This is a genomic window from Streptomyces sp. NPDC034043, from assembly GCF_055575675.1.
The window spans coordinates 22,051-48,164 of the sequence record NZ_JBVISF010000021.1; the positions used below are offsets into that span (position 1 = coordinate 22,051).

25 protein-coding genes are annotated in these 26,114 nt (G+C 73.4%); 6 read left to right on the forward strand and 19 right to left on the reverse strand.

The window, feature by feature from the left end:
* A partial coding sequence (locus ACZ51S_RS31775) for a LysM peptidoglycan-binding domain-containing protein (RefSeq protein WP_468962749.1) occupies nt 1-906 on the reverse strand: 906 nt, incomplete at its 3' end.
* 293 nt (nt 907-1,199) lie between these two features.
* Between ACZ51S_RS31775 and ACZ51S_RS31780 the strand changes: the two genes are divergently transcribed.
* Nucleotides 1,200-2,015 carry a hypothetical protein gene (locus ACZ51S_RS31780; RefSeq protein WP_388943363.1) on the forward strand — a complete coding sequence of 272 codons (816 nt, stop codon included), beginning with the start codon at nt 1,200-1,202 and terminating at the stop codon, nt 2,013-2,015.
* Between the two features lie 161 nt (nt 2,016-2,176).
* On the forward strand, nt 2,177-2,572 hold the full coding sequence (locus ACZ51S_RS31785) for a hypothetical protein (RefSeq protein WP_468476488.1): 396 nt from the start codon (nt 2,177-2,179) through the stop codon (nt 2,570-2,572).
* A gap of 16 nt (nt 2,573-2,588) precedes the next feature.
* Here ACZ51S_RS31785 and der read toward each other — a convergent pair whose 3' ends face one another.
* From der to ACZ51S_RS31810, 5 genes are all read right to left on the reverse strand, one after another.
* Entirely contained in the window at nt 2,589-4,052 is a 1,464-nt protein-coding gene (gene der, locus ACZ51S_RS31790; protein ID WP_467893416.1) for a ribosome biogenesis GTPase Der, read from the reverse strand.
* Nucleotides 4,053-4,127: 75 nt separating this feature from the next.
* Nucleotides 4,128-4,811, reverse strand: a complete 684-nt coding sequence (locus ACZ51S_RS31795; RefSeq protein ID WP_468476489.1) for a lysophospholipid acyltransferase family protein — start codon at nt 4,809-4,811, stop codon at nt 4,128-4,130.
* Nucleotides 4,772-5,473, reverse strand: coding sequence for a (d)CMP kinase (cmk, locus tag ACZ51S_RS31800; protein WP_388943352.1), 702 nt, complete (start codon nt 5,471-5,473; stop codon nt 4,772-4,774). The genes ACZ51S_RS31795 and cmk overlap by 40 nt, the downstream gene beginning before the upstream one ends.
* 124 nt (nt 5,474-5,597) lie before the next feature.
* Nucleotides 5,598-6,686, reverse strand: a complete 1,089-nt coding sequence (locus ACZ51S_RS31805) for a prephenate dehydrogenase (protein ID WP_468476491.1) — start codon at nt 6,684-6,686, stop codon at nt 5,598-5,600.
* 124 nt (nt 6,687-6,810) lie between these two features.
* Entirely contained in the window at nt 6,811-7,281 is a 471-nt protein-coding gene (locus ACZ51S_RS31810; RefSeq protein WP_468962751.1) for a YidB family protein, read from the reverse strand.
* Nucleotides 7,282-7,421: 140 nt separating this feature from the next.
* Between ACZ51S_RS31810 and ACZ51S_RS31815 the strand changes: the two genes are divergently transcribed.
* The 3 genes from ACZ51S_RS31815 to ACZ51S_RS31825 all read left to right on the forward strand — a co-directional run bounded on the left by ACZ51S_RS31815 (nt 7,422) and on the right by ACZ51S_RS31825 (nt 8,975).
* Complete coding sequence (locus tag ACZ51S_RS31815; protein ID WP_468476493.1) at nt 7,422-7,757, forward strand: DUF952 domain-containing protein; 336 nt, start codon at nt 7,422-7,424, stop codon at nt 7,755-7,757.
* Nucleotides 7,758-7,843: 86 nt separating this feature from the next.
* Nucleotides 7,844-8,266, forward strand: a complete 423-nt coding sequence (locus ACZ51S_RS31820) for a Rieske (2Fe-2S) protein (protein ID WP_468476494.1) — start codon at nt 7,844-7,846, stop codon at nt 8,264-8,266.
* A 28-nt stretch (nt 8,267-8,294) separates the two neighbouring features.
* Nucleotides 8,295-8,975, forward strand: coding sequence for a nucleotidyltransferase domain-containing protein (locus ACZ51S_RS31825; RefSeq protein WP_468476495.1), 681 nt, complete (start codon nt 8,295-8,297; stop codon nt 8,973-8,975).
* A gap of 24 nt (nt 8,976-8,999) precedes the next feature.
* On the opposite strand, the gene ACZ51S_RS31830 is transcribed toward ACZ51S_RS31825, so the two are convergent.
* The 13 genes from ACZ51S_RS31830 to ACZ51S_RS31890 form a co-directional block, all read right to left on the reverse strand.
* Nucleotides 9,000-10,016, reverse strand: coding sequence for an ADP-ribosylglycohydrolase family protein (locus ACZ51S_RS31830; protein WP_468804152.1), 1,017 nt, complete (start codon nt 10,014-10,016; stop codon nt 9,000-9,002).
* A complete protein-coding gene (locus ACZ51S_RS31835) occupies nt 10,013-10,792 on the reverse strand; it encodes an NUDIX hydrolase (protein WP_468476497.1) in 780 nt (259 codons plus the stop codon). The genes ACZ51S_RS31830 and ACZ51S_RS31835 overlap by 4 nt, the downstream gene beginning before the upstream one ends.
* Nucleotides 10,789-11,874: an AAA family ATPase gene (locus ACZ51S_RS31840; RefSeq protein WP_468476498.1), complete on the reverse strand. Its 1,086-nt coding sequence runs from the start codon at nt 11,872-11,874 to the stop codon at nt 10,789-10,791. The genes ACZ51S_RS31835 and ACZ51S_RS31840 overlap by 4 nt, the downstream gene beginning before the upstream one ends.
* On the reverse strand, nt 11,871-12,506 hold the full coding sequence (pnuC, locus tag ACZ51S_RS31845) for a nicotinamide riboside transporter PnuC (RefSeq protein WP_468476499.1): 636 nt from the start codon (nt 12,504-12,506) through the stop codon (nt 11,871-11,873). Before pnuC ends, ACZ51S_RS31840 begins: the two co-directional genes overlap by 4 nt.
* A gap of 140 nt (nt 12,507-12,646) precedes the next feature.
* A complete protein-coding gene (locus ACZ51S_RS31850) occupies nt 12,647-13,951 on the reverse strand; it encodes a pseudouridine synthase (protein ID WP_468962753.1) in 1,305 nt (434 codons plus the stop codon).
* Nucleotides 13,951-14,577 (reverse strand): SMC-Scp complex subunit ScpB, encoded by a 627-nt coding sequence (gene scpB / locus ACZ51S_RS31855; RefSeq protein WP_468804154.1) that lies wholly within the window; start codon nt 14,575-14,577, stop codon nt 13,951-13,953. The genes ACZ51S_RS31850 and scpB overlap by 1 nt, the downstream gene beginning before the upstream one ends.
* On the reverse strand, nt 14,574-15,602 hold the full coding sequence (locus tag ACZ51S_RS31860; protein ID WP_468476502.1) for a segregation and condensation protein A: 1,029 nt from the start codon (nt 15,600-15,602) through the stop codon (nt 14,574-14,576). The genes scpB and ACZ51S_RS31860 overlap by 4 nt, the downstream gene beginning before the upstream one ends.
* Nucleotides 15,603-15,978: 376 nt before the next feature.
* Nucleotides 15,979-16,491 carry a hypothetical protein gene (locus ACZ51S_RS31865; protein ID WP_468476503.1) on the reverse strand — a complete coding sequence of 171 codons (513 nt, stop codon included), beginning with the start codon at nt 16,489-16,491 and terminating at the stop codon, nt 15,979-15,981.
* Complete coding sequence (locus ACZ51S_RS31870) at nt 16,476-17,636, reverse strand: ParA family protein (protein ID WP_125604141.1); 1,161 nt, start codon at nt 17,634-17,636, stop codon at nt 16,476-16,478. Before ACZ51S_RS31870 ends, ACZ51S_RS31865 begins: the two co-directional genes overlap by 16 nt.
* Nucleotides 17,637-17,962: 326 nt before the next feature.
* Nucleotides 17,963-19,078, reverse strand: a complete 1,116-nt coding sequence (gene ald / locus ACZ51S_RS31875; protein WP_388946159.1) for an alanine dehydrogenase — start codon at nt 19,076-19,078, stop codon at nt 17,963-17,965.
* Between the two features lie 151 nt (nt 19,079-19,229).
* Nucleotides 19,230-21,245 carry a tetratricopeptide repeat protein gene (locus ACZ51S_RS31880; RefSeq protein ID WP_468476504.1) on the reverse strand — a complete coding sequence of 672 codons (2,016 nt, stop codon included), beginning with the start codon at nt 21,243-21,245 and terminating at the stop codon, nt 19,230-19,232.
* Between the two features lie 200 nt (nt 21,246-21,445).
* Nucleotides 21,446-22,111 carry an NUDIX domain-containing protein gene (locus ACZ51S_RS31885; RefSeq protein ID WP_468476505.1) on the reverse strand — a complete coding sequence of 222 codons (666 nt, stop codon included), beginning with the start codon at nt 22,109-22,111 and terminating at the stop codon, nt 21,446-21,448.
* A gap of 79 nt (nt 22,112-22,190) precedes the next feature.
* A complete protein-coding gene (locus ACZ51S_RS31890) occupies nt 22,191-23,858 on the reverse strand; it encodes a CTP synthase (RefSeq protein ID WP_468476518.1) in 1,668 nt (555 codons plus the stop codon).
* A 447-nt stretch (nt 23,859-24,305) separates the two neighbouring features.
* Here ACZ51S_RS31890 and ACZ51S_RS31895 point away from each other — a divergent pair, with 447 nt between their 5' ends.
* Nucleotides 24,306-26,111, forward strand: coding sequence for a glycoside hydrolase family 15 protein (locus ACZ51S_RS31895; RefSeq protein ID WP_388946151.1), 1,806 nt, complete (start codon nt 24,306-24,308; stop codon nt 26,109-26,111).
* The last annotated feature ends 3 nt before the right edge of the window (nt 26,112-26,114 follow it).

The window sequence follows — 26,114 nt, forward strand, 5'->3', positions numbered from 1 at the left end:
CGGCTTCGCCGGAGCCGGGGCCGGCTTCGGGGGAGCCGGCACGGCAGGGCCCGCGGAGGCCGACTGCGCCGGGGCCGGAGCGACGGAACTCGCGGGCGCCGGCTTCGCCGGAGCCGGGGCAGCGGAACTCGCGGGAGCCGGCTTCGCCGGAGCCGGGGCCGGCTTCGGGGGAGCCGGCACGGCAGGGCCCGCGGAGGCCGACTGCGCCGGGGCCGGAGCGACGGAACTCGCGGGAGCCGGCTTCGCCGGAGCCGGGGCAGCGGAACCCGCGGGGACCGGCTTCGCCGGGGGCGGGGTGGGCGGCTTCGCCGGGGGGAGGGTGAGGAAGAGGCCCGCCTTCAGCTGCGACGGGGCCGGGCCGATCAGCGTGCGATTGGCTTCGTAGAGGGGACGCCAGCCGCCGGGCACGCGGCGGCGGCGGGCGATGCCGTCCAGGGTGTCCCCCGCCCGCACCACGTGCATCCGCCCCGCCAGCCCGTACCGCTGCGCGCACACCGGCCACGCCTCCCAGCCCTGCGCCGCCAGCAGCTCCTCCGCGACCCGGATCTGCTGCTCCCGGCTCGCCAGGTCGGCCCGCGCCGCGTACGCCGGCCCCCCGTACGCCTCCCACGTCCGCTGCGAGAACTGCAGGCCCCCGTAGAAGCCGTTGCCCGTGTTCACCGCCCAGCGCCCGCGGCTCTCGCAGTCCGCGACGCAGTCCCACGGCCACTGCCCGCCCGGCCCGCAGTCCCCCGGCCCCGTGCCGATCACGCCCGGCGAACCCGGGTACGCGACAGCCGCCGGGCCGGAGGCCGGTGGCGGCGGCGCGGCGACCGCGCCGACACCCGGCGGGAGGACGAGCACCAGCGCGGCGACCGCCGCGGCCACGGCGGCGGCCGCCGCCCGCCGCATACACAGATCGGGCATCGGCTCACGCTACGGAGCCGATGCCCCCGGCCCTCCGCGCCACGCGGCGCCCGCCCCCGCCCCACCCGGACGGCCGACACGGCACGCACCCCCGACACGACAGAAAACAGGCGCCAACTGCGCACGAAGGGGCAACAGTTGACAGCAAGCAGAAGTCCCGGTCGGACGGTTCACTCTTCCGGGTGGCCGGTTCGATTCCGTTCCCTCAAACGGCGTGACCCCGGCCGCCGCTCCTCCGTTGATCCCGGCGAGCCGGGAACCCCCCGGCCTCCGCACGAATGAGGAGCCACCCCGTGCCGCGCATGCTCGACGTCAGTCTTGAGGTACGTGCCGAGATCGGTGACGAAGAAGCCGACAGGCTGCTCACCGGCGACGACGCCCCGGGCAGTTACGACTGCACCTCCTGCCGCACTCCCGGCGACCCCGAGACCGACCCCACGAGCACCGTGCTGTTCGTGGGCGAGGAGACCGCCGTCCTCGCCTTCGCCCACGCGGCCTGCATCCCCTCGCAGGTCGTCGCCGTCTCCGAGGAGCAGCTCCAGGGCGCGGTCCGCAGCATCACCGGCGACAGCCCGGCCCCCGCCCCGGAGCAGGCCGGCGGCACGGCCCCGCAGTCGGTGCCCGGCGGCCAGGCCGTCCTCGGCATCACCAGCGGCCTGATCCTGATCGCCGGGGAGCTGCACCCGGCGCTGGTCGTCGAGCCGACCGCTCCCATCGCCCGGCCCGGCACCACCGGACCCGGCGACGACTTCCTCCCGCTCCTCATCGAGCAGGGCTTCATCCCGGTCACCGACACCAACGAGGTCCCGTCCGCCCTCGCCGGCTGGTCGGTCCTGCTGGCCGGCGGGCAGCTGCACGCCGTGCTCCAGCCCGGCGCCGAGGGCGGGCAGCAGGTGGCCTGGTGGCAGGCGCACCAGGCGCTGAGCGTGACCGACGGCTGGCGGGCCGCCGTCAACAAGACGCAGCGGGTGCTCCTCTACGCCGCCCCGGTCGGCTCCATCGGCCAGCAGCCGCGCGAGGACCTGCTCCGCGACGCCCTCGACAAGGCCGCGAGCAACGGCAAGCTGGTCGGCGCCTCGATGCCCCTGGCGGGCACCCCGGGCGCCTGAGCTCCTCTCCTCCCCACCCGGAAACCGCCGTCCCACCCCCGCCGAGGGGGCCGGACGGCATGCGCCGGGGGTGCGCGGTCCGTCCCGCGCACCCCCGGCGATCTGCGTTTTTCCGCCCCTTCACCCCGCATCCGCAGGGCGCCGGTTTCGTTGGCTGATACGTGCATTCATACGACCCCTCCCGCGCCCCGTTCCGTGCGAGCAGCGCCTCGCACACCCCGATCTACGACAGCCTGTACTCGGAGTACCTGCGCGCCTTCCGGGCGCTGCCGGGCGACCGTACCGGCGAGGAGCACCTCGGCTTCACCGCGTTCTCGTACGGCAGCGGGTACACCGGCACCTCGTACGGCGGCAGCACGGGCGGCTCGTACGGCAGCGGCTGGAACGGTTCCTCGTGGCAGCAGGCCGACACCTGGCAGCCCTCGTACGTCCCGCAGCAGGCCCAGCCGGCGTACTCGTACGCGGGCGGCTCCGGATACGGCGGCGGGCGGCAGCACCAGACCGGGATGCAACACGTCCCGGCGGCCCTGCCGCCCGCTCCGCGCCGGGGCTACTGACCCCGGACCGCCGCTGCTACTTCTTCTTCTTGTACTGCGCGCCGCGCTTCTCGCGCACCCGCACCGAGATGTGGAGCGGGGTGCCCTCGAAGCCGAACTCCTCGCGCAGGCGGCGCTCGATGAAGCGCCGGTAGCCGTGCTCCAGGAAGCCGGAGGCGAAGAGGACGAACCGCGGCGGCTTGCTGCCCGCCTGGGTACCGAACAGGATGCGGGGCTGCTTGCCGCCGCGGATCGGGTGCGGGTGGGCCGCGACGATCTCGCCGAGGAAGGCGTTCAGCCGGCCGGTCGGGACGCGCGTCTCCCAGCCCGCGAGGGCGGCCTCGATCGCCGGGACCAGCTTCTCCATGTGGCGGCCGGTCTTCGCGGAGACGTTGACGCGGGGCGCCCAGGAGACCTGCTGCATCTCCGTCTCGATCTCGCGCTCGAGGTAGTAGCGGCGCTCCTCGTCCAGCTCGTCCCACTTGTTGTAGGCGATGACGATCGCGCGGCCGGCCTCGACGGCCATGGTGATGATGCGCTGGTCCTGGACGCTGATGTTCTCGGTGGTGTCGATCAGGATGACCGCCACCTCCGCCTTCTCCACGGCGGCGGCCGTGCGCAGCGAGGCGTAGTAGTCGGCGCCCTGCTGGAGGTGGACCTTCTTGCGGATGCCCGCGGTGTCCACGAACTTCCAGGTGACCCCGCCGAGTTCGATCAGCTCGTCGACCGGGTCGCGGGTGGTGCCGGCCAGCTCGTTGACGACGACGCGGTCCTCGCGCGCGACCTTGTTCAGGAGGGAGGACTTGCCGACGTTCGGGCGGCCGATCAGGGCGATGCGGCGCGGGCCGCCGAGGGCCGTGCCGCCGAAGCTCTGCTCGGGGGCCTCCGGCAGGGCCTCCAGGACGGCGTCGAGCATGTCGCCCGTACCGCGGCCGTGCAGCGAGGAGACCGGGTGCGGGTGGCCGAGGCCCAGGGACCACAGCGCGGCCGCGTCGGCCTCGCCGCTCTGGCCGTCGACCTTGTTGGCGCACAGGACCACCGGCTTGCCGGAGCGGCGCAGCAGCTTGACGACGGCCTCGTCGGTGTCGGTGGCGCCGACCTTGGCGTCCACGACGAAGACGACCGCGTCGGCGGCCTCGATGGCGTACTCGGCCTGGGCGGCGACGGAGGCGTCGATGCCGAGGACGTCCTGCTCCCAGCCGCCGGTGTCGACGACCTTGAAGCGGCGGCCGGCCCACTCGGCCTCGTACGTGACGCGGTCGCGGGTGACGCCCGGCTTGTCCTCGACGACGGCCTCGCGGCGGCCGATGATGCGGTTCACCAGGGTCGACTTGCCCACGTTCGGGCGGCCGACGACGGCGAGGACCGGGAGCGGGCCGTGGCCGGCCTCCTCGATCGCGCCTTCGACCTCTTCGAGGTCGAAGCCTTCCTCCGCGGCGAGCTCCATGAACTCCGCGTACTCGGCATCGCCAAGTGCTCCGTGGTCGTACTGGTCGTTCATGAAGTCCGTTCCTCGTCGTTCGTGGTGATCGGTGGCACCCGCGCAGCGCGGTTCCACTACTAGGTCAAGTCTCGCTCAGCGCCCGGTGAGGCGCTTGGCGTCGGCCAGGTGGGCGGTCAGCCGTCCCTGGATGCGTACGGTGGCCTCGTCCAGCGCGGTGCGCGTACGACGGCCCGTGCCGTCCCCGGCGTCGAAGGCCGGGCCGAAGACCACGTCGACCCGGCTGCGCAGCGGCGGCAGGCCCTTGACGAGCCTGCCCTTGGCCTCGGTGCTGCCCAGGACGGCTACCGGCACGACCGGGGCGCCGCTGCGGACCGCGAAGTAGGCGAGCCCGGCGCGCAGGGACGCGAAGTCGCCGTCGCCGCGGGTGCCCTCGGGGAATATGCCCAGGGCGCCGCCGTTCTCGAGGACGGCGAGGGCCCGGGTGATCGCGGTGCGGTCGGTGCCGGTGCGGTCGACCTTCACCTGCCCGATCCCTTCCAGGAAGGGGCCGAGCGGGCCGACGTACGCCTCCTTCTTGATCAGGAAGTGCAGCGGCCGCGGCGCGGTGCCCATGACCATGGGGCCGTCGATGTTGTGCGCGTGGTTCACGGCCAGGATGACGGGGCCGGAGGCGGGCACCTTCCAGGCGCCCAGCACGCGCGGCTTCCACAGCCCGTACATGAGGCCGATGCCGATGCGCCTGCCGACCGCCGCTCCCTTGGGGGAGGGCGCTTCGCTCACTTGCCCCGCCGCTCTTCCACCAGGGTGACCACGCATTCGATCACCCGGTCGAGCGTGAGGTCGGTGGTGTCCACCTCGATGGCGTCGTCGGCCTTGGCCAGCGGGGAGGTCTTGCGGCCGGAGTCGGCCGCGTCCCGCTTGATCAGGGCCGCCTTGGTGGCCGCGAGGTCCGCGGCCTCCTTGCCGCGCAGCTCGCCGCTGCGGCGCGCGGCGCGGGCCTCGGCGGAGGCCGTCAGGAAGATCTTGAGGTCGGCGTCGGGCAGGACGGTGGTGCCGATGTCCCGGCCCTCGACCACGATCCCGTCGGCCTCCTCGGCCGCCGCGGCGGCGATGGAGCGCTGGAGGTCGGTGATCAGGGCGCGCACCTCGGGGACGGCGCTGACGGCGCTGACCTTGGAGGTGACCTCCTGCGTGCGGATCGGGCCGGAGGCGTCCAGGCCGTCCACCGTGATGGTGGGGGCGGCCGGGTCCGTACCCGAGACGATGGCCGGCTTGCCGGCGGCGAGGGCGATCGCCTGCGGGTCGTCGGTGTCGACGCCGTTGGTGATCATCCACCAGGTGATGGCCCGGTACTGGGCACCGGTGTCCAGGTAGCGCAGCCCGAGCTTGGCGGCCACGGCCTTGGAGGTGCTGGACTTGCCCGTGCCGGAGGGACCGTCGATGGCGACGATCACGGCGGACGGAGCGGCGGTTTCCACGGTGCGGGCACCTTCCTGGTTGCGCGTACGTGTGCGGGCGCGCCAAAAGCGCCCCCGCACCAGGTTACCGGCCCCGGGCGCCCTCCGTTCCCGGCCGGCTCCGGCCGCCCCTCGCGGGGCGGGATCACTGCTGCCTGAGCGCCCAGCCCCGCTCGCGCAGCTCGGTGGTCAGCGGGGCCACGGCCCGCGGCTCGACCATGAGCTGCACCAGGCCGGCCTGCTGACCGGTCGCGTGCTCGATCCGCACGTCCTCGATGTTGACCCCGGCCCGGCCGGCGTCCGCGAAGATCCGCGCCAGCTCGCCGGGCTTGTCGCTGATGAACACCCCGACCGTCTCGTACGCCGTCGGCGCCGCGCCGTGCTTTCCGGGGACGCGGACCCGGCCCGCGTTGCCGCGCCGGAGGACGTCCTCGATGCCCGCCGCGCCGCCCTTGCGCTCGGCCTCGTCGGCGGACTGGAGGCCGCGCAGCGCCTCCACGGTCTCCTCCAGGTCGGCGGCGATGCCGGCCAGGACGTCGGCCACCGGTCCCGGGTTGGCCGAGAGGATCTCCACCCACATCCGGGGGTCGGAGGCCGCGATCCGGGTCACGTCCCGGATGCCCTGCCCGCACAGCCGGACCGCCGTGTCGTCGGCCTCCTCCAGGCGGGCGGCGACCATGCTGGACACCAGCTGCGGGGTGTGCGAGACGAGCGCCACCGCCCGGTCGTGGGCGTCGGCGTCCATCACCACGGGGACGGCCCGGCACAGCGCGACCAGCTCCAGGGCGAGGTTGAGGACCTCGTGGTCGGTGTCCCGGGTGGGGGTGAGCACCCAGGGCCGGCCCTCGAACAGGTCGGCCGTCGCCGCCAGCGGGCCGGAGCGCTCCTTGCCGGCCATGGGGTGGGTGCCGATGTAGGCGGAGGTGTCCGCGCCCAGCGCGGCGAGCTCGCGGCGCGGGCCGCCCTTGACGCTGGCCACGTCCACGTAGGCGCGGGCCAGACCGGCGCCGATCGCGTCGGCCAGCGCGGCGGCCACGTGGGCGGGCGGTACGGCGACGATCGCGAGGTCGACCTGGCCCTCGGGGGCGTCGTCGGTGCCGGCGCCCAGGGCGGCGGCCGTGCGGGCCTGCGCCGGGTCGTGGTCGACGAGGTGGACGCTGATCCCGCGGGCGGTCAGGGCGAGCGCCGCCGAGGTGCCGATCAGTCCGGTTCCGATGACGACGGCGGTTCTCACGGAGCGCTCCAAGGGTGATCACGTAACGGCAGGGCCTGACTCAGGGTAGCCACTCGGTACCGCGCGAGGACCCGGCGGTCCGCCCTGTGGACGGTGCCGGGTCCTCGCAGGGGCCGTGCCGGGGTCAGAGGTTCTGCTTCCGGATGATGTCCTCCAGCGACTCGGTGGGCACCTGGCCGTTCGGGGTCAGCTTGTCCACGGCCTCCGGAAGCGTCCGGGCGATCCGGTCGGCCGCCTCCTCGGGGCTGACGCCCGCCTGCCGGGCCGTCTCGCGGAGGGTGTCGTCCGGCAGCGCCTCCTTGATCTGGGCGCCGCTGACGGGCTGGTTGTCGCCGGTGCCGATCCAGGACCGCGCCCGGTCGGCCAGGCCGGACCTGGTCAGCATGTCCAGCAGGCCGCCGAGGGGGTTGTCCGCACCGCCGCCGGCCGTGACGCCGCCCGCCGTGCCGTCGCCCGCCGCCCGGCCACCGGCCGCACCGCCGCCGCCCATCAGGGCGCCGAGCAGCGCACCGAGGACGCCGTCGCCGCCGGTACCACCGCCCCGGCCGCCGCCGAGGAGCCCGCCGAGGAGTCCGCCGAGGTCGTTACCCGCCATGGTCCTGTGCCTTTCGAAGGGGGACCGGGCGGGCGCGTCAGCGTCGGGCCCGGCTTCCGGACACGGACAATGTCACCCGGATCACCCCGTACTGCCACTCGGAGCCCGGCGGCCCGGTCCGGTGCGGTAGAACCACCGGCATGATCTTCCACATCGTTCCGCTCGCCGCGTGGAGCGCCGCGCCCGGCTCCCCGTACGCCCCCGGCTCGCTCGTCTCGGAGGGCTTCGTGCACTGTTCGGCGGACCGGGCCACCGTGCTCGCCCTCGTGGAGTCCCGCTACCGGGAGACGCCCGGGACCCTGCTCGCCGTGGAACTCGACGAGGCGGCCCTGACCGCCGAAGTCCGCCGGACGGGCCCCGGGGACCGGTACCCGCACGTCCACGGGCCGTTGAACCGCGACGCCGTGCTCCGCGTGTGGGAGGTCGTACGCACACCCGGCGGCCCGGCGGACCTGGTCCCCCGTCAGCCGGAGTGAGACGGACGGTGTGGCGGGCTTCTCCTGGGGCCCGCCGCGCGCCAGGATGCACCTCGCCAGCCCGGCCACCCAGCAAGGAGCCCCGCATGACCGAATCCCCCACCGCCCGGCGCACGGTACTGGCGGCCGGAGCCGCCGCCCTGGCGGGCGGCACCCTCGCCGCCTGCGGCTCCGGCACGGAGAAGCCTCCGGCGGGTACCTCCGCCCCGGGAACGGCCCCGGAGCCGCTCCTGAAGTCCTCGGCGGTGCCGGTGGGCGGCGGCACGGTACTCAAGGAGGAGAAGCTGGTGGTCACCCAGCCGACGGCGGGCGCCTTCCGCTGCTTCACGGCGGTGTGCCCGCACCAGGGCTGCCTGGTGAACAAGGTCGAGAACGGCACGATCGACTGCCCCTGCCACGGCAGCAAGTTCAAGGTGGCCGACGGCGCGGTGCTGCAGGGGCCGGCGACCAAGCCGCTCCAGGAGAAGAAGATCACCGTGTCTCCGGAGGGGGAAATCTCGCTCGCGTAGCGGGCGCCGCGCCGCCTACCCTCCCGGGATGGACGACCTCACCCTGGTCCGGGACCACACCGTCTACGCCTGTGTGATGGGCTCCCGCGCCTTCGGTCTGGCCACGGAGGCGAGCGACACCGACCGGCGCGGTGTCTTCCTCGCCCCCACGCCGCTCTTCTGGCGGTTCGAGAAGCCCCCGACCCATGTCGAGGGGCCCCGGGAGGAGGAGTTCTCCTGGGAGCTGGAGCGCTTCTGCGAGCTGGCGCTGCGCGCCAACCCGAACGTCCTGGAGTGCCTGCACTCCCCGCTGGTGGAGCGGATCAGCCCGGTCGGCGAGGAACTGCTGTCCCTGCGCGGGGCCTTCCTCTCCCGCCGGGCCCACACCAGCTTCAGCCGCTACGCGACCTCCCAGCACGGCAAGCTCCTCGCGGACGTCCGCCTCCACGGCGCCCCCCGCTGGAAGCACGCCATGCACCTGCTGCGCCTGCTGGCCTCCTGCCGGGACCTGCTGCGCACCGGCCGCCTCACGATCGACGCGGGCCCGGACCGCGAGCGCCTCCTCGCGGTCCGGCGGGGCGAGCTGGGCTGGGACGAGGTCGACGCCTGGATGACCCGCCTCGCCGAGGAGTCCGAGGCCGCCCTCGCCTCCACCCCGCTGCCGGCCGAACCGGACCGGGCCCGCGTCGCCGACTTCCTCCACCGCGCCCGCCGCGCCTCGGCGGTCTGACCGCCGGGCGCCGCCGGGCACGGCTCACGCGTCCCAGAGGGCGCCGAAGGCCAGCAGTTCCTCGCGGTACTCGATGCGGCCCTCCCAGTCCCGGGGCCAGACGTCCGCGCCGAGGTGGGCGCCGGCGAAGGCACCGGCCAGGCAGGCGATCGAGTCGGAGTCCCCGGCCGTGCAGGCCGCGCGGCGCAGGGCCGTCAGGGGCTCCTCCGGGAAGAGCAGGAAGCACTGGAGCGCCGTGGCCAGGGCCTCCTCCGCGATCCAGCCCTCGCCGGTGGTCAGGCAGGGGTCGGTCTCGGGGGACGGCGTGCGCAGGGCGGCGGCGAGGCGGTCCAGTACGGCCAGGCACTCGTCCCAGCCCCGGGCCATGAAGGACTCCGGGGAGGCGTCGCTGGCCGTCCGCATCCACAGGTCCCCGAGCCAGCGCTCGTGGTAGCGGGTGCGGTTCTCCAGGGCGTACGAGCGCAGCTGCCCGACCAGGCCGGTGACCTCGGCTCCCCGGGCGAGGAGGTGCACGGCGCGAGCGGTCAGGTCGGAGGCGGCCAGGGCGGTGGGGTGGCCGTGGGTGAGGGCCGACTGGAGCTGGGCGGCGCCCGCCCGCTCCTCGTCGGTCCAGCCGGGGACCAGCCCGACCGGGACCACGCGCATGTTGGCGCCGCAGCCCTTGGAGCCGATCTGGCTGGCGTCGCGCCAGTCGCGCTCCGGATCGTTCAGCAGACCGCACGCCACCAGGCAGGTCCGGCCGGGGGCCCGGTTGTTCTCCGGGGAGTGGTACCAGTCGACGAACTCCTCGCGGACCGGGCGGGTCAGCCGCAGCGGGCCCACCCGGCCCCGGTCGGCGGCGGTCCGTATGCCGCGCGCCAGGGCCAGGGTCATCTGGGTGTCGTCGGTGACGATCGCGGGGCGGGGCAGCCGCATCTCGCGCCACGGACCGGTCTTGGCGAGGATCGAAGGAACGTCGTGGAACTCCGTCGGGAAGCCGAGGGCGTCGCCGAGGGCCAGGCCGATGAGGGCGCCCGTCGCGGCACGCTTGGTGGCGGTCACAGGGTGGGTCCTTCCGAGGGGCGGAGCAGGGGCGGGTGGAGGGTGGTCGCCGGTCCGGCCCGGTACAGCGCGGCCGGTTTGCCGCGGCCACCGGTCAGCCGGGCGGCTCCCGGCACGGCCTCGACGAAGCCGGGCGTGGCGAGCACCTTGCGGCGGAAGTTCGGGCGGTCCAGGGAGGTGCCCCAGGCGGTCTCGTAGACGGCCTGGAGCTCCCCGAGGGTGAACTCGGGCGGGCAGAAGGCGGTGGCCAGGCAGGTGTACTCCAGCTTCGAGCCCACCCGCTGCCGGGCGTCCGCCAGGATCAGCCCGTGGTCGAAGGCGAGCCCCTCGGCCTCGCCCACCGGCACCCACCGGGCCCGGTCGGCGTCCCCGCCGCCCTCCTCGGCCGGTTCCGGCATGTCGGGGACCAGGGCGGTGAAGGCCACCGACACCACCCGCATGCGGGGGTCCCGGTCCGGTTCGCTGTAGGTGCGCAGCTGTTCCAGGTGCAGGGCGGCGACCAGCTCCGGCGGCAGGCCGGTCTCCTCGGCCAGCTCGCGGCGGGCGGCCGTCTCGGCGGACTCCCTGGGCAGGACGAAGCCGCCGGGGAGCGCCCAGGCGCCCGCGTACGGTTCCTGGCCGCGCCGGATCAGCAGGACGTGCAGGGCTCCGCCGCGCACGGTGAGGACGGCCAGGTCGACGGTCACCGCGAAGGGCTCGAAGGAGTGCGGGTCGTACGACGCGGGGGCGTGCGGTCCGGGGCGGCCGTCATGGCCGCCCGGCGCCGGGGCGTTCACCGGCGCTCCGGGAGGGGCGCCGCGAAGTGCCAGCCCTCGGCCAGCAGGCCGTCGACGGCCGCCACGGCCGTTTCGAGCCGGGTCCGCCGGTCCCCGCCGACGACCAGGAAACGCCTCCCGGTGCGGGCGAGTTCCCGGCGGAAGCGGGCGGTCATCCACGGTCTGAGCTCGGGGCCGTCGCGCAGCCCGTCGTCCTCGAAGGGCACGCCCTCGTGGTCGGTCAGCAGGTACAGGTCGCGGGGGCGGCGGGCGGCGATCCGCTCGACCTCCGCGTTGCGGCCGCCGAGGTAGCGCTCGTGCCAGATGCCGGTGGCGAAGGAGTCGGTGTCGCAGAAGAGCACCGGGGAGCCGAGCCGGGCGGCCCGCTCCTCGGCCTCGTCCTGGCGGCGGGCGATCACCGGGAACTCCGGCGAGCCGAAGGAGACGTCCTCCCAGGAGGCCGCCGGGTCGGCCGCGCGGGCGGCCGCCAGCTTCTCCTCGCTGTACTGCCGCCCGTACTCGGCGACCCAGCCCGTCTTCGCCCACACGCCGCCGCGCCGCCGGTAGTGCGCGGCCAGCTCCCGCGAGAGGGTGGTGGTGCCGGTGGACTCGGCGCCGAGGACGACCACCCGCCGGGCGAGGGCGGCTCGTACGCCGGGCCCGAGGAACTCCCAGCACCGGACCGGGTCCTCGCGTACGGCGGTCCCCGACACGGGGAACAGGGTGCGCGCCGGGTCCACGCTGACCTCCTGGGCGCCGAACCGCCGGGCGAGCTCGGTCCCGTACTCCTCCGAGGTGAAGACGGCGTCCACGCGCCGGCCCACGGCGCTGCGGAAGACCGCCATGTGCGCTTCCCAGATGGCGGGGTCGTGCAGGTCGACGGGGATGTCGTCGACCGCGCCGACCACCTCGGCCCCGGGGTGCGCCTCGCGCATCCAGGCGACCCGGTCGGCGAGCGGCACCGACTCGACGGAGGCCGCGCAGACCAGGACGGTCAGCCGCTCGCACTGGTCCTGGGCGGTGCGCACCAGGTGGTGGTGGCCGGCGTGCGGCGGGTAGAACTTGCCCAGTACCAGCCCGTGGCCGTAGCGCTCGCCGCTCATGCCGTCGCCTCCAGGGTCTTGCGGGCGTCCCGGGCCGGGAGCGTACGGTGCCAGCCGACGAGCCCGGCCACGCACAGGGCGAGGAAGCCCGTGTAGAGGACCGAGGTCAGGTACAGCCCCTTGGACGCGTAGAGCGGGATGTAGACGAGGTCGGCGGCGATCCACAGCCACCAGGACTCCAGGAGCTTGCGGCACTGGCCGTAGGTGGCCATGAGGGAGAGCCCGGTGGTGAGGGCGTCCCAGAACGGGACGGTGGAGTCGCTGACCCGGCCGAGCAGCAGGGTCAGGGCGGCGGTCCCCACCGCCCCCGCCACCAGCAGCCAGACCCATTCGGCGCGCGTGGTGCGGCGCACCGGCAGGGTTCCGGCGGTTCCTGGTCCACCCCCGTGGGTCCAGGACCACCAGCCGTAGGCGGCGAGGGCGATGAAGACGATCTGGAGCCCGGCGTCGGCGTAGAGGCCGGCCTGGGTGAACAGCACGATGAAGAAGAGGTTGTTGGCGATACCGACCGGCCAGTTGGCGATGTGCTGCCGGGCCACCAGCCAGACGCACACGGCGCCCGTGGCGAAGCCGAGGATCTCGGTCCAGCTCGTGTTCCAGCCCATGAAGACCGCCCCTCCCTTTATAGTCATCTTGACTATAAACACGGGGAGCGGCTGGCGGCAAGCACCGGGGACGGACCTGGGGGGCGGGGTCGGGGCGGGGGACGCAAACGAGGAACCCGCGGCGCCGGAAGGGCGCCGCGGGTTCTCGGGGACTTCGGGGGTGGGGCCTACAGGCCGACCTCGCGCATCAGCATGCCGACCTCGGTGTTGGTCAGGCGGCGCAGCCAGCCGGACTTCTGGTCGCCCAGCTCGATCGGGCCGAAGGCGGTCCGGACGAGCTTGTCCACCGGGAAGCCGGCCTCGGCCAGCATGCGGCGGACGATGTGCTTGCGGCCCTCGTGGAGGGTCACCTCGACCAGGTAGTTCTTGCCGACCTGGTCGACGACGCGGAAGTTGTCGGCGCGGGCGTAGCCGTCCTCCAGCTCGATGCCCTCCTTGAGCCGCTTGCCGATGTCACGCGGCAGCGAGCCGGTGATGGCCGCGACGTACGTCTTCTGCACGCCGTACTTCGGGTGCGTGAGGCGGTGGGCCAGCTCGCCGTGGTTGGTGAGCAGGATGATGCCCTCGGTCTCGGTGTCGAGCCGGCCGACGTGGAAGAGACGGGTCTCACGGTTGGTGACGTAGTCGCCGAGGCACTGGCGGCCGTCCGGGTCCTCCATGGTGGAGACGACACCGGCGGGCTTGTTCAGCGCGAAGAACAGGTACGACTGGGTGGCGACGGTGAGGCCGTCGACCTTGATCTCGTCCTTCGGCAGGACGCGCTTGCCCTGCTCCAGCACGATCTCGCCGTTGACCTCGACGCGGGCCTGCTCGATGAGCTCCTCGCACGCCCGGCGCGATCCCATGCCGGCACGGGCGAGCACCTTCTGCAGACGCTCACCCTCCTCCTCGGCGCCCGGGAAGGTCTTCGGGGTCTTGATCACGGGCTTGTCGGCGTACCGGTCGCGCACGCGCTCCTCGATCCGCGCGTCCAGCTCGCGGGGACGCGACTGGCCGCTGCGGCTGCCCGGACCGCGGCGCGGGCCGCCGGCCCCGCCGATGCCGGGGGTCCGGGAGGTCTTGGGGCCGCCCTTGGCCCCGCCGCGCGCCGCCGCGCCTCGGGCGCCGCCGCCACCGGCCTTGGGGCCGCTGCGTCCGTTGCGCTCGCCCTCGGGGCCCACGTCGTAGCGACGCTCCTCGGGGCGGGGGTTGCGGGGCCGCTGGGGCGCCTGGTCGCGGTCACGGTCGCGGCCGCGCGCGTCGGAGCCGCCGCCCTGGTACCCGCCGGGGGAGCCACCGCCGCGGTAGCCGCCCCCACCGGAGGAGCTGCCGCCGGAGGAGCCTGCGCCCCGGTAGCCACCGCCCCCACCGGAGGAGGAGCCACCGCGGTAGCCACCGCCGCCGGAGGAGCCGCCGCGGGAGCCACCGCGTCCGCCGCCACCGCCGCCGCTGTTCCTGTTGCCGCCACCGTTGCCGTTGCCGCTGCTTCGCATCAAAGTTCCGTCGTCTTGTCGTCGTCTACGTCAGTGTCCGGTGCGTCCGGATCGAACGACGGCACACCTTCTTGCGTCTCGGCTTCGATCGCGTCCGCCTCGGGAAGGAAGGGCGCGAGCTCCGGGAGCTCGTCCAGGCCTCGCAGGCCCATCCGCTCCAGAAAGTAGTTCGTCGTCCTGTACAGGATCGCACCTGTTTCGGGTTCCGTGCCCGCCTCGGCCACCAGACCCCGCTGGAGCAGGGTCCTCATGACCCCGTCGCAGTTGACTCCGCGGACCGCCGAGACCCGCGAACGGCTCACCGGCTGGCGGTACGCGACCACCGCCAGGGTCTCCAGGGCCGCCTGGGTGAGCCGGGCCTGCTGCCCGTCCAGGACGAAGGCCTCCACGGCGGCCGCGTACTCGGGCCGGGTGTAGAACCGCCAGCCCCCGGCGACCAGCCGCAGCTCGAAACCGCGGCGCTGCGCGGTGTACTCGTCGGCGAGGGCGCGCAGGGCGTCGTCGACCTCGCGCGGTGTGCGTTCCAGCACCTTGGCGAGGTGTCCGGCGGTCGCGGGCTCGTCCACGACCATCAGGACGGCCTCCAGCGCGCCCTTCAGCTCCAGCCGGTCCTGCGCCCCGGTCATTCCGCCACCTCCACGACTCGGTCGAACTCGTCCGTCACCTTTGGCGTCCCGTCGCCATCCCCGCCGCACCAGCGCACGGTGAGGGTGAGCAGGGCCTCCGGCTGGTCGAGGGCCACGGCCTTCTCCCGGTACAGCTCCAGCAGCGCCAGGAAGCGGGCGACGACGGTGAGGGTGTCCGGCGCGTCCTCGGTCAGCTCCTGGAACGTCGCCTCGCCCCGCGCCCTGAGGAGGCGTACGACGTGCCCGGCCTGCTCCCGCACGCTGACGAGGGGGGCGTGGATGTGGTCCACGTACACCTGCGGCGCGGCCTTGGGCTGCATGGCCCGCACCGCGAGGCGGGCGAGGCCGTCGGCGCCGATGCTGATCACCACCTCGGGCAGCAGGTCGGCGTGGTGCGGCTCCAGCCCGACGGTACGGGGGTACCGCCTGCCCTCCGCCTCGGCACGGTCCTGGAAGATCGCGGCGATCTGCTTGTACGCCTTGTACTGGAGCAGCCGGGCGAAGAGCAGGTCCCGGGCCTCCAGCAGGGCCAGGTCGGCCTCGTCCTCGACCTCGGCGGCGGGCAGCAGGCGGGCGGCCTTCAGGTCGAGCAGGGTCGCGGCGACCACCAGGAACTCGGTCGTCTGGTCGAGGTCCCAGTCGGGGCCCATGGCCCGGATGTGCGCCATGAACTCGTCGGTGACCTTGGACAGCGCGACCTCGGTGACGTCGAGCTTGTGCCGGGAGATCAGCTGGAGCAGCAGGTCGAAGGGCCCCTCGAAGTTGTCGAGCCGCAGCGTGAACCGCCCGTCGCCCGCGCCGGGCGGGCGGGGCGCCGGGGGCGCGTCCGGGGCTCCGGGCTCCGGCGCCGGTCCCGCGGCGCCCGTGGCCGGCCCCTCAGGGACCGGGAAGGCCGTCGGCGCATCCTCCCCGCCGTCGGCCGGGCCGCGGGCCTCAGCGGGCGTCTCAGGGGCCTCCTGGGCCGCCCCCGGCCCACGGCCGAGGCTCCGGCGGGCCGGGCGGGCGGGGTCTTCGTTCGGGGGCATCGCGGTCCAGGGTGGTACGGGAGGTCGGCCGGCCGGCCACATGCAGCGTAGGCCCTGACCGGTCGCCCGCGCGGACGCCGCCGCGCGGGGCGGGGCGGCCCGCACCGCGGGCCGGGCAGCCGCCACGGGCGGGGCTTCGGGCCCGCACCGGCGGGCCCGAAGCGGGCGGGACGGCCGACCGGCCCCGGGCCCGGGCAACGGGCCGACGGGGCCTAGGTCCTGTCGTCAAAGTAGCGCCGGTCAGGCCTGCGGCGTCCGGTGCCGTGCATCGCAAGGCGGAGGGGCGCCCGAGTACTGGACGTACTCGGGCGCCCCGACAACGCGGCGAGGTGCGGTGCCGCGGGCCGCGGGCCAGGCGGGACTTCGACGACAGGGCCTAGCGGCCGCGCAGGCGGCGGACCAGGATGCTGGCGTCGCCCCGGGACTCCAGGTCCGCGAGGACCACCGCCACCGCCTCGCGGACGATGCGGCCGCGGTCCACGGCGAGCCCGTGCTCACCGCGGAGCACCAGGCGGGCGTGTTCCAGGTCCATGAGCTCCTCGGCGGAGACGTAGACCGTGATCTTCTCGTCGTGCCGTTCGCGCCCGCTCGGCCGCCGGTTCGCGCCGCGGCCCTGGCCCTTGCCGGACCGGGGCGACGACGCCCCGGCCGCGGTGGCAGAACCTTCCTGCGGCCTGCGCTGCGCGCCCACCGCCGGTTCGCCGGCCTCCCGGCCCCGGGCGTCCCCCGTGGTCCGCGTCGTGCCGTCCGCCGGTGCGGCCGTGTGCTCCGTGCCCGCGGCCGTCGGCGCCTCCTCGGCGCCCCGCCGCGGCGAGGACGACTGGAGGGCCATCCCCCCGGTGGTGCGGAACAGTTCGTCGGCGCCGGGCAGACTCACTCGGCGGGACACCGGGCGAGCACCTCCCTGGCCAGCTGGCGATAGGCGGCGGCGCCGACGGAGTTCGACGCGTACGTGGTGATCGGCTCGCCGGCGACCGTGGTCTCCGGGAAGCGCACCGTCCGGCCGATGACCGTGTGGTAGACGTGGTCGTCGAAGGCCTCGACCACACGGGCCAGCACCTCGCGGCTGTGCACCGTACGGGAGTCGTACATGGTGGCGAGGATGCCGTCGAGCTCCAGCTCCGGGTTGAGCCGCTCCTGGACCTTCTCGATGGTCTCCGTGAGGAGGGCGACGCCCCGCAGCGCGAAGAACTCGCATTCCAGCGGCACGATGACCTTGTGAGCCGCCGTCAGGGCGTTGACCGTGAGCAGGCCGAGCGAGGGCTGACAGTCGATCACGATGTAGTCGTAGTCGGCCATCAGGGGCTTCAGCGCCCGCTGGAGCGTCGACTCGCGCGCGACCTCGCTCACCAACTGCACTTCGGCGGCGGACAGGTCGATGTTGCTCGGCAGCAGGTCCATGTTGGGGACCGCGGTCTTGAGCAGCACCTCGTCGGCCGACATGCCCCGCTCCATGAGCAGGTTGTAGACCGTCAGGTCGAGTTCCATCGGGTTCACGCCGAGGCCCACGGACAGCGCGCCCTGCGGGTCGAAGTCGACGAGCAGCACGCGGCGCCCGTACTCGGCGAGCGCGGCACCCAGGTTGATGGTCGACGTGGTCTTGCCCACGCCGCCCTTCTGGTTGCACATCGCGATGATCTTCGCCGGACCGTGGTCGGTCAGCGGACCCGGGATCGGGAAGTACGGGAGCGGGCGTCCGGTCGGGCCGATCCGCTCGCGGCGCTGGCGGGCAGCGTCGGGCGCGAGGGTGGCCGCGTACTCGGGGTCGGGCTCGTATTCCGCGTCGGGGTCGTAGAAGTGCCCCTCGGGCACCTGGTCGTAGTCGGCGAAACCAATGGGCGTATCGCCACCGTGGTCGCCGGCCGTGGAGTTCACGTCTAGGCCGTCCATGCTCTTTTGGGGCGTCGTCATGTGCTGGTGGTTTGCGAAGGTGCGGACCGCGACGGAGCCGACAGCTTCGAGCCCGGCAGGACCCTGTCCCCGCTCAGGCGTCCCTGCTCGACCACCTCCAGGAGCAAATGTCGACTCATTCACAAGTCGTCTTACCTCCTCGGACGTGACCAGGACACTTATCGATAGGTCAGCGTTGCACCATGCCGACGGTTGGCGACTCTATGGCGTGTCACCGCCCAGCGGCAACACAATCCACCGGACCCGGCACGATGTGTCGGCAACCGAACACCACTCTGTCAAGGGCGTGCGCGCTGTCACTGCGAAGTTTCGCGGGTGTGCGAAAGGGTTAAAGGGTTACGTTCGAGGCGAGTTGAGCGGGCCCGGCGGGCACCCCGCGAACACGTCCGGCCGGACCTTGCGGGCAAGGTCCGGCCGGATACGTGAGATTGACGTCAGTCGTTGACGGTTCAGCCGAGCAGCGTGCCGAGCTCGAGGGTCTCGAGGCCGTGGGCCTCGGCGACGGGACCGTAAACGACCTTGCCGTCATGGGTGTTGAGGCCCAGCGCCAGCGCCGGGTCACGACGCAGCGCCTCGACCCAGCCGAGGTTCGCGAGCTGCACGATGTAGGGCAGGGTCGCGTTCGTCAGGGCGTAGGTGGAGGTGTTCGGCACCGCGCCCGGCATGTTGGCGACGCAGTAGAAGACCGAGTTGTGGACCTGGAAGGTCGGCTCGGCGTGGGTGGTCGGACGGGAGTCCTCGAAGCAGCCGCCCTGGTCGATCGCAATGTCGACAAGGACACTTCCGGGCTTCATCTTGGCGACGAGCTCGTTGGTGACCAGCTTCGGGGCCTTCGCACCCGGGATCAGCACGGCGCCGATGACGAGGTCGGCCTCGACGACGGCCTTCTCCAGCTCGAAGGCGTTGGAGACGATCGTCTTGATCTTCGTGCCGAAGATCTTGTCGGCCTCGCGGAGCTTGTTGATGTCGCGGTCGAGCAGGGTCACGTGGAAGCCCATGCCGATGGCGATCTGCGCCGCGTTCCAGCCGGAGACACCGCCGCCGATGACCACGCACTCGCCGGCGTGGGTGCCGGGGACGCCGCCGGGGAGGACGCCGCGGCCGCCGGCCGAGCGCATCAGGTGGTACGCGCCGACCTGCGGGGCCAGGCGGCCCGCGACCTCGGACATCGGGGCGAGCAGCGGGAGCGCGCGGTTGGCGAGCTCGACCGTCTCGTACGCGATGGCGGTGGTGCCGGACTCGAGGAGCGCGTCCGTGCACTCGCGGGAGGCCGCCAGGTGCAGGTAGGTGAAGAGGGTCTGGTCCTTGCGGAGGCGGTGGTACTCCTCCGCGATGGGCTCCTTGACCTTCAGCAGCAGGTCAGCGGTCTCCCAGACCTCGTCGGCGGTGCCGAGGATCTCGGCACCGGCGGCGACGTACTCGGCGTCCGTGATCGAGGAGCCGACACCGGCGTTCTGCTCGATGAAGACCTGGTGGCCGTTGCGGACCAGCTCATGCACGCCGGCGGGCGTGATGGCGACCCGGAACTCGTTGTTCTTGACCTCGCGGGGGATGCCGACCTTCATCGTCGATCACGGTCCTTGGCTCAGGGGATTTTACGGGGCACTTCCATACATACCCGCCCACAAGAACGCGCAACGGGATGCACCACTGATGTCGTGGTGAAGCCAGTCTAATGAAGGATGAGGCGCTGTCTAGCCTTGCAAACGAATAACTTCAGTCGGACACACTGCGGATTTCGCAGGCTGCGGGGTCGTCTCCCAGCAACCTGTCGGCCGCGGAGCGGTGCAGTCGCGCCGCCGCCGGGTCGCCCAGACGGTCCAGCGTGTCGGCCAACCGCACCTGGAGCGCGGCCTGGAGCCGCTGGTCCCCGGCCCGGCGCGCCAGCTCGATGGCCTCGCGGCAGGTGTGCAGGGATTCCTCGGGCCGCCCGGCGTACTCCTGGACCCGCGCCATTTCGCTCAACGCCTTTGCCTGGCCCGGCACATCGGCCAGCCGGCGGTAGCCCGCTGCGGCGGCGCGCCAGCTCCGCAGGGCCTCCCCGTACCGGCCCGCGTAGGTGTGCACGTTGCCCAGCCGGCCGTAGAGCCTGGCCTCGTCCGACCGCTCGCCGCGCGCCAGGGCGTGGGCCAGTGCGCGGCCGAACCAGTCGGAGGCGCGGGGCCAGTCCGCCAGCTCCTGGTACGCACCGCCTACGGATTCCATCGCGCGGCCCGTCGCGTACGGGTCGTTCGCGGCCTTTCCCGCACCCAGCGCGGCCCGGTACCGGGCCAGCGCCTCCTCGGTCCGGCCGGTCCGGGCGTCCAGATCGGCCAGGTTCAGCAGGGCGGCGGCCCGCTCCCGGTGCAGGCCGCGCCGCTCGGCCACGTCCAGGACGAGGCGGTGCAGCCCGTACAGCTCGGGGGCGGCCGCCTCGGTGCCGCGGTGTCCGGCCAGCGCCCGGACCAGGGCGGAGACCAGCCTGCGGGCCAGGGTGTCCAGCCCGCCGTCGGCCACGGCCAGGTGCGCGGCCGAGGTCAGCGCGGGCAGCCGGGTGTCCAGCCAGACGGCGGCGGAGCGCCGGTCGGGGAAGCGCAGGGCCCTGGGGGTCCCGTCCAGGCGCTCGCGCAGCTCGTCGTCGTCCTCGTCGGCGTCGGTCATGGCCCGGCACGAGGTGAGCAGCCGTACGGTCCGCTCCAGCATCCGGGCGCGGGCCAGCTGCACCTCGGCGGGCCGCTCCTTGGTCTCCAGCAGCGCCTGGAGGAAGGGGGCGAGGCAGCCGGGGAGCAGGAAGAGGCCGTCCCGGGCGTGCCGTACGAGGCCCAGGGCGGCGAAGTCCTCCAGGGTGGACTGGGCCGCGGCCACCGAGCAGCCGGCCAGGGCCGAGGCGGTGTGCGAGTCGAGGTGCCCGGCCGGGGCGAGCGGCAGCAGGTGCAGGGTGCGGCGGGCCGGCTGCGGCAGGGACTCGTAGACCAGCCGGAAGGCGCGGCCCAGCGGGCCGGTGGTGCCGGGGGGCATGTCGTGGAGCTGCTTGGCCAGGTCCGCGACGGCGGCCTTGGGGTGGGCGGCGAGCCAGCCGCCGGCGAGGGCCAGCGCGGCGGGCAGCCCCCCGCACTCCTCGGCGAGTGCCTCGGCGGCACGGGGGTCGACGGTGATGCGGGTGTCGCCGATGAGCCGGGCGAGCAGGCCGACGGCGGAGGTGGGGTCGAGGCCGCCGAGGGTGCAGGGACGGACGTCGGGGATCCCGGTGAGCGGGCCCTCGGCGGTGACCACGACGAGGCACTCGGGGTTGTCGGGGAGCAGGGCGTCGACCTGGTGCGGGTCGGCGGCGTCGTCGACGAGCAGGATCGCCCGCCGCCCGGCCAGCGCCTCCCGCAGGGCCGCGCTGAGGTCGTCCTCGCAGGCCCCGGGCGGGGTGACCTCCCCGAGCCCTTCCAGCAGGGTCCGGACGGCCCGCTCGGTGGCGACGGGTTCCCCGCCGGGTTCGGTGAGCCGCACCTTGACCAGGCCGTCCGGGTACTGTTCGGCCACCTCGCGCACGAACGCCTCCGCGAGCGCGGTCCGCCCGGAGCCGGGCCGCCCCGCCACGAGCAGCACCCGTGCGCGGGGTGCCTTCGCCTTGCGGCCCGAGAGGGTGTCGAGCCCGGTCCGTGCGATGTCCTCGCGCAGCTCCTTGAGCTCACGCCGCCGCCCGACGAAATCCGCCACGGATCCGCTCCTCTCCCTGCCTTCGGGTTGCTGAGCGTAGTTCACGCAGAGCGACGGACCGTGGGGAGCGCGGCCTACGGATCGCCCGATCGGATCAGCGGATGGGCCTATTTAATGCGCCGCTCCTACGGCCGCTCCGGCACCTCGGCCCACGCGCGGTCCGCGGCCCGGGCGCCCGCCGGCGGACCGGCACCGCCGGGCCGGGCGGGCCGCCGCACCGCGCGAGCGGCACGGCGCCGCGGCGGCTACGCCGCGTACGGCCGCTGCGGCCAGGGGGCGTCGGCGGGGCGCAGGGCGTCCGTGCCGGGGCCGGAGGCGAGGGCGGCGGTCAGGGCCAGTACGCCCGTCACCAGCGCCGGGTTGCCCAGCTCGCCCGCCAGGATCCCCCGGACCAGGTCCTCCCGCGCCACCCACTCCACCTGCATGTCGGCCTCCTCCGAGTCCGTCTCGGCGTACCGCTCGCCGTCCGCCGCGGCCACGTCCCGCGCCAGGAAGACGCGGATCGCCTCGTCGGAGCCGCCCGGGGAGGCGTAGAAGTCGGCCAGCACCCGCCAGTCCCCCGCCTTGACGTGGGCCTCCTCGTACAGCTCCCGCTGCGCCGCGCGCAGCGGGTTCTCCCCCGGTACGTCGAGCAGTCCGGCCGGCAGCTCCCACAGCCGGTGGCGGACGGGGTGGCGGTACTGCCGGATCACGAGCACCCGGTCGTCCTCGTCCAGGGCGAGCACGCAGACCGACCCGGGGTGCACCTGGTAGTCGCGGCGGGCCACCGAGCCGTCGGGCATCCGCACCTCGTCGGAGGCCACGGCCGTCTTGGCGCCCTGGAAGGGCCGCAGGGTCGACAGGGTCTCCCAGCTTTCGGACGTGTCCTTGATGCTGGTGCCGGTGTCCATTCCGATGCCCTCCGAACTCATGGAAAAACGGCGGACGCGCGAACGCGCGACAGCCGGGTACGGATGGTGATCCGTACCCGGCCGTCTACGTTACCGAGCGTCAGCCCTGCTGCTGCTGGCGCTCCACCGCGGCCTTGACCAGGCCCGCGAAGAGCGGGTGCGGCCGGGTCGGGCGGGAGCGGAGCTCCGGGTGGGCCTGGGTGGCCACCAGGTAGGGGTGGACCTCGCGCGGGTACTCGACGTACTCGACGAGCTTGTTGTCCGGGGAGGTGCCGGAGAAGACCAGGCCGGCCTTCTTCTCCAGCTCGCCGCGGTAGGCGTTGTTGACCTCGTAGCGGTGGCGGTGGCGCTCGTCGACGTACGCGTCGCCGTAGACCTCGCGCACGATCGAGCCCTCGGCCAGCTTGGCCGTGTACATGCCCAGGCGCATGGTGCCGCCCAGGTCACCGGCGCCCTCGACGAAGGCCAGCTGCTCCTCCATGGTCGAGATGACCGGGTGCGGGGTCGAGGCGTCGAACTCGGTGGAGTTCGCCCCCTCGATGCCCGCCAGGTTGCGCGCGGCCTCGATGACCACGCACTGGAGGCCCAGGCACAGCCCCAGGAGCGGGATCTTGTTCTCGCGGGCGTAGGTGATCGCGCCGACCTTGCCGTTGACACCGCGGTCGCCGAAGCCGCCGGGCACGCAGATCGCGTCCACGTCGCCGAGCTGCGCCGCGGCACCCGCCGGGGTCTTGCAGTCGTCGGAGGTGACCCACTTGATCTGGACGCGGGCCTTGTTGGCGAAACCGCCGGCGCGCAGCGCCTCGGTGACCGACAGGTAGGCGTCGGGCAGGTCGATGTACTTGCCGACGAGCGCGACCTTGACCTCGTGGTCGGGGTTGTGGACGCGGTCCAGCAGGTCCTCCCACACCGTCCAGTCGACGTCACGGAAGGGCAGGTCGAGCTTGCGGACGACGTAGGCGTCCAGGCCCTCGGTGTGCAGCACCTTCGGGATGTCGTAGATCGACTTGGCGTCGATCGCCGCGACCACGGCCGCCTCGTCCACGTCGCACATCAGCGAGATCTTGCGCTTGATGGAGGTGGGGACGTCGCGGTCGGCGCGCAGCACGATCGCGTCGGGCTGGATGCCGATGTTGCGCAGGGCCGCGACGGAGTGCTGGGTGGGCTTGGTCTTCAGCTCGCCGGAGGGGCCGATGTAGGGCAGCAGCGAGATGTGCACGACGAAGACGTTGTCGCGGCCGACCTCGTGGCGGACCTGGCGGACGGTCTCCAGGAACGGCAGCGACTCGATGTCGCCGACCGTGCCGCCGACCTCGGTGATGACGACGTCGACGTCCTCGGTCGCCATGCGGCGGATGCGGTGCTTGATCTCGTTGGTGATGTGCGGGATGACCTGCACGGTGTCACCCAGGTACTCGCCGCGGCGCTCCTTGGCGATGACCGTGTTGTAGACCTGGCCGGTGGTGACGTTGGCCGAGCCGTCCAGGTCGACGTCGAGGAAGCGCTCGTAGTGGCCGATGTCCAGGTCGGTCTCGGCGCCGTCGTTGGTGACGAACACCTCACCGTGCTGGAAGGGGTTCATCGTGCCGGGGTCGACGTTCAGGTACGGGTCGAGCTTCTGCATCGTGACCCGCAGGCCGCGCGCCTTCAGCAGCGCACCCAGGCTGGAGGCCGTCAGGCCCTTGCCGAGGGACGAAGCGACACCTCCGGTGACGAAGATGTGCTTGGTCGTCATGGCTGTGCTGTTTCGAAAAGCAGCGGGCGGCATAGCCAAGAGGGGGCTCCCGTGGTCGCGAGGTGAGGTGCGTCCGGCGACTTCTCCCGTTTCCGGGGGTGCCGAAGCTGCGGTTTCGGGGCCCCTGATTCGCACAGGCAGACCACCGGTCCACGGGGTACCAGCCTATCAGCGCCCGGACGGGTCCGCCTCCGGGCGCGCTGCGCGGCGCCCCTTCCGGCTCCTCGGCGGGGCGCGTCCCCGCAGGTCACCCATTCGGCCGAGTGACATTGTCCCCATACTTAAGGAGATCACTAGGGTTCGCGCATACCTTGCTCGGATACCGCTGCACATCGTCGCCGAGCAGTCCGGCAGACGGCGTAACCACGCCGGTTCCGGCAATCTAGGACTCGACGCGGGGATCCCTGCGCACAGGAGACCGCGCGACAGCGCATTGCAAGCGCCCTTCGGGGCGACGTGGCCTTTCGACTGGAGAGCAACGTGTCCGGGCGCATCGAGGATTACGCACTGATCGGGGACATGCAGACCGCGGCGCTGGTCTGCCGGGACGGCGCGGTGGACTGGTTGTGTCTGCCCCGCTTCGACTCCCATGCCGTCTTCGCGAGCCTTCTGGGCACCGAGGAACACGGGTTCTGGCGCATCGGCCCGGCGTTCGCGCCGGGCACGGAGCCGCCGCGGGCCGCGCGCCGGCGCTACCGGGGCGATTCCCTGGTGCTGGAGTCGGAGTGGGACACCCCGCGCGGGACCGTCCGCGTCATCGACTTCATGCCGCCGCGCGAGGACCACGCGCCGCAGCTGATCCGCATCGTGGAGGGGGTCAGCGGGCGCGTCCCGATGCGCTCGGCGCTGCGGATGCGTTTCAGTTACGGCCGGATCGTGCCGTGGGTGCACAAGGTGGACGGACGCACCGTGGCCGTCGCCGGCCCGGACTCCGTCTGGCTGGACACCGAGGCGCAGACGTACGGCAAGGACCTGACGACCTACTCCGACTTCACGGTCGCCCCGGGCGACCGGGTGGCCTTCGCCATCAGCTGGCAGCCGTCCCACAAGGGCGCGCCGGAGGCCCCGGACGCCGAGGCCGCGCTGGAGGCCACCAGCGAGTTCTGGCACGAGTGGGTGGACCTGTGCACGTACCACGGGCCCTACCGGGAAGCCGTGGTCCGCTCGCTGATCACCCTCAAGGCGCTCACGTACGCGCCCACGGGCGGGATCGTCGCCGCGCCGACCACCTCCCTCCCGGAGGAGATCGGCGGGGTCCGCAACTGGGACTACCGGTACACGTGGCTGCGCGACGCGGCCATCACCCTGTCCTCGCTGCTGCGCACCGGCTACCGGGGCGAGGCCGCCGCGTGGCGGGACTGGCTGCTGCGGGCGGTGGCGGGCGACCCGGAGAACCTCCAGATCATGTACGGCATCGCCGGTGAGCGCGAGCTCGGCGAGACCGAGCTGGACTGGCTGCCGGGGTACGAGAACTCGGCCCCGGTGCGCGTCGGCAACGGCGCCGCCCACCAGCTCCAGCTGGACGTGTACGGCGAGGTCACCGAGGCCCTGCACCTGGGGCACATGACGGGCCTGGCCCGCAACGACTACGCCTCGGTGCTCCAGCTGAAGCTGATCCGCTACCTGGAGACCCACTGGAACGAGCCGGACGAGGGCATCTGGGAGGTGCGCGGCCCGCGCCGGCACTTCGTGCACTCGAAGGTGATGGCGTGGGTGGCCGTGGACCGCACGATCAAGCTGGTCGAGAGCGGGGACGCGGACGGCCCGCTGGAGCGCTGGCGCGAGCTGCGCGACCGGATCCACGCGGACGTGTGCGAGAAGGGCTACGACCCGGAGCGCAACACCTTCACCCAGTCCTACGGCTCCCGCGAGCTGGACGCCTCGCTGCTGCTGATCCCGCAGATGGGCTTCCTGCCGCCGGACGACAAGCGGGTCATCGGCACCATCGAGGCGATCCAGCGCGAGCTGTCGACCCCGGACGGCTTCATCCTGCGCTACCCGACGGCCGGCGAGGAGGCCGGGGTGGACGGGCTGGAGGGTGACGAGGGCGCCTTCCTCGCGTGCTCGTTCTGGATGGCCGACGACCTCGCGATGATCGGCCGCGTCGACGAGGCGCGCCGGCTCTTCGAGAAGCTGCTGGCGCTCCGCAACGACCTCGGCCTGCTGGCGGAGGAGTGGGACCCCAAGCTCCAGCGGCAGGTGGGGAACTTCCCGCAGGCCTTCAGCCACGTTCCGCTGATCGACACGGCGCTGCGGCTGACGGCGAGCGGGGCCTACGGCGGCTGACGG

Coding starts and splice junctions, on each gene's coding strand:
- ACZ51S_RS31815 (WP_468476493.1), top strand. CDS start 7,422: ATGATCTTCCACATCGTTCCGCTCGCCGCGTGGAGCGCCGCGCCCGGC.
- ACZ51S_RS31850 (WP_468962753.1), bottom strand. CDS start 13,951: ATGCGAAGCAGCGGCAACGGCAACGGTGGCGGCAACAGGAACAGCGGC.
- ACZ51S_RS31840 (WP_468476498.1), bottom strand. CDS start 11,874: ATGAGCGGCGAGCGCTACGGCCACGGGCTGGTACTGGGCAAGTTCTAC.
- pnuC (WP_468476499.1), bottom strand. CDS start 12,506: ATGACTATAAAGGGAGGGGCGGTCTTCATGGGCTGGAACACGAGCTGG.
- ald (WP_388946159.1), bottom strand. CDS start 19,078: ATGAAGGTCGGCATCCCCCGCGAGGTCAAGAACAACGAGTTCCGGGTC.
- ACZ51S_RS31825 (WP_468476495.1), top strand. CDS start 8,295: ATGGACGACCTCACCCTGGTCCGGGACCACACCGTCTACGCCTGTGTG.
- scpB (WP_468804154.1), bottom strand. CDS start 14,577: ATGACCGGGGCGCAGGACCGGCTGGAGCTGAAGGGCGCGCTGGAGGCC.
- ACZ51S_RS31810 (WP_468962751.1), bottom strand. CDS start 7,281: ATGGCGGGTAACGACCTCGGCGGACTCCTCGGCGGGCTCCTCGGCGGC.
- der (WP_467893416.1), bottom strand. CDS start 4,052: ATGAACGACCAGTACGACCACGGAGCACTTGGCGATGCCGAGTACGCG.
- ACZ51S_RS31820 (WP_468476494.1), top strand. CDS start 7,844: ATGACCGAATCCCCCACCGCCCGGCGCACGGTACTGGCGGCCGGAGCC.
- ACZ51S_RS31885 (WP_468476505.1), bottom strand. CDS start 22,111: ATGAGTTCGGAGGGCATCGGAATGGACACCGGCACCAGCATCAAGGAC.
- ACZ51S_RS31860 (WP_468476502.1), bottom strand. CDS start 15,602: ATGCCCCCGAACGAAGACCCCGCCCGCCCGGCCCGCCGGAGCCTCGGC.
- ACZ51S_RS31795 (WP_468476489.1), bottom strand. CDS start 4,811: ATGCGTGGTCACCCTGGTGGAAGAGCGGCGGGGCAAGTGAGCGAAGCG.
- ACZ51S_RS31890 (WP_468476518.1), bottom strand. CDS start 23,858: ATGCCGCCCGCTGCTTTTCGAAACAGCACAGCCATGACGACCAAGCAC.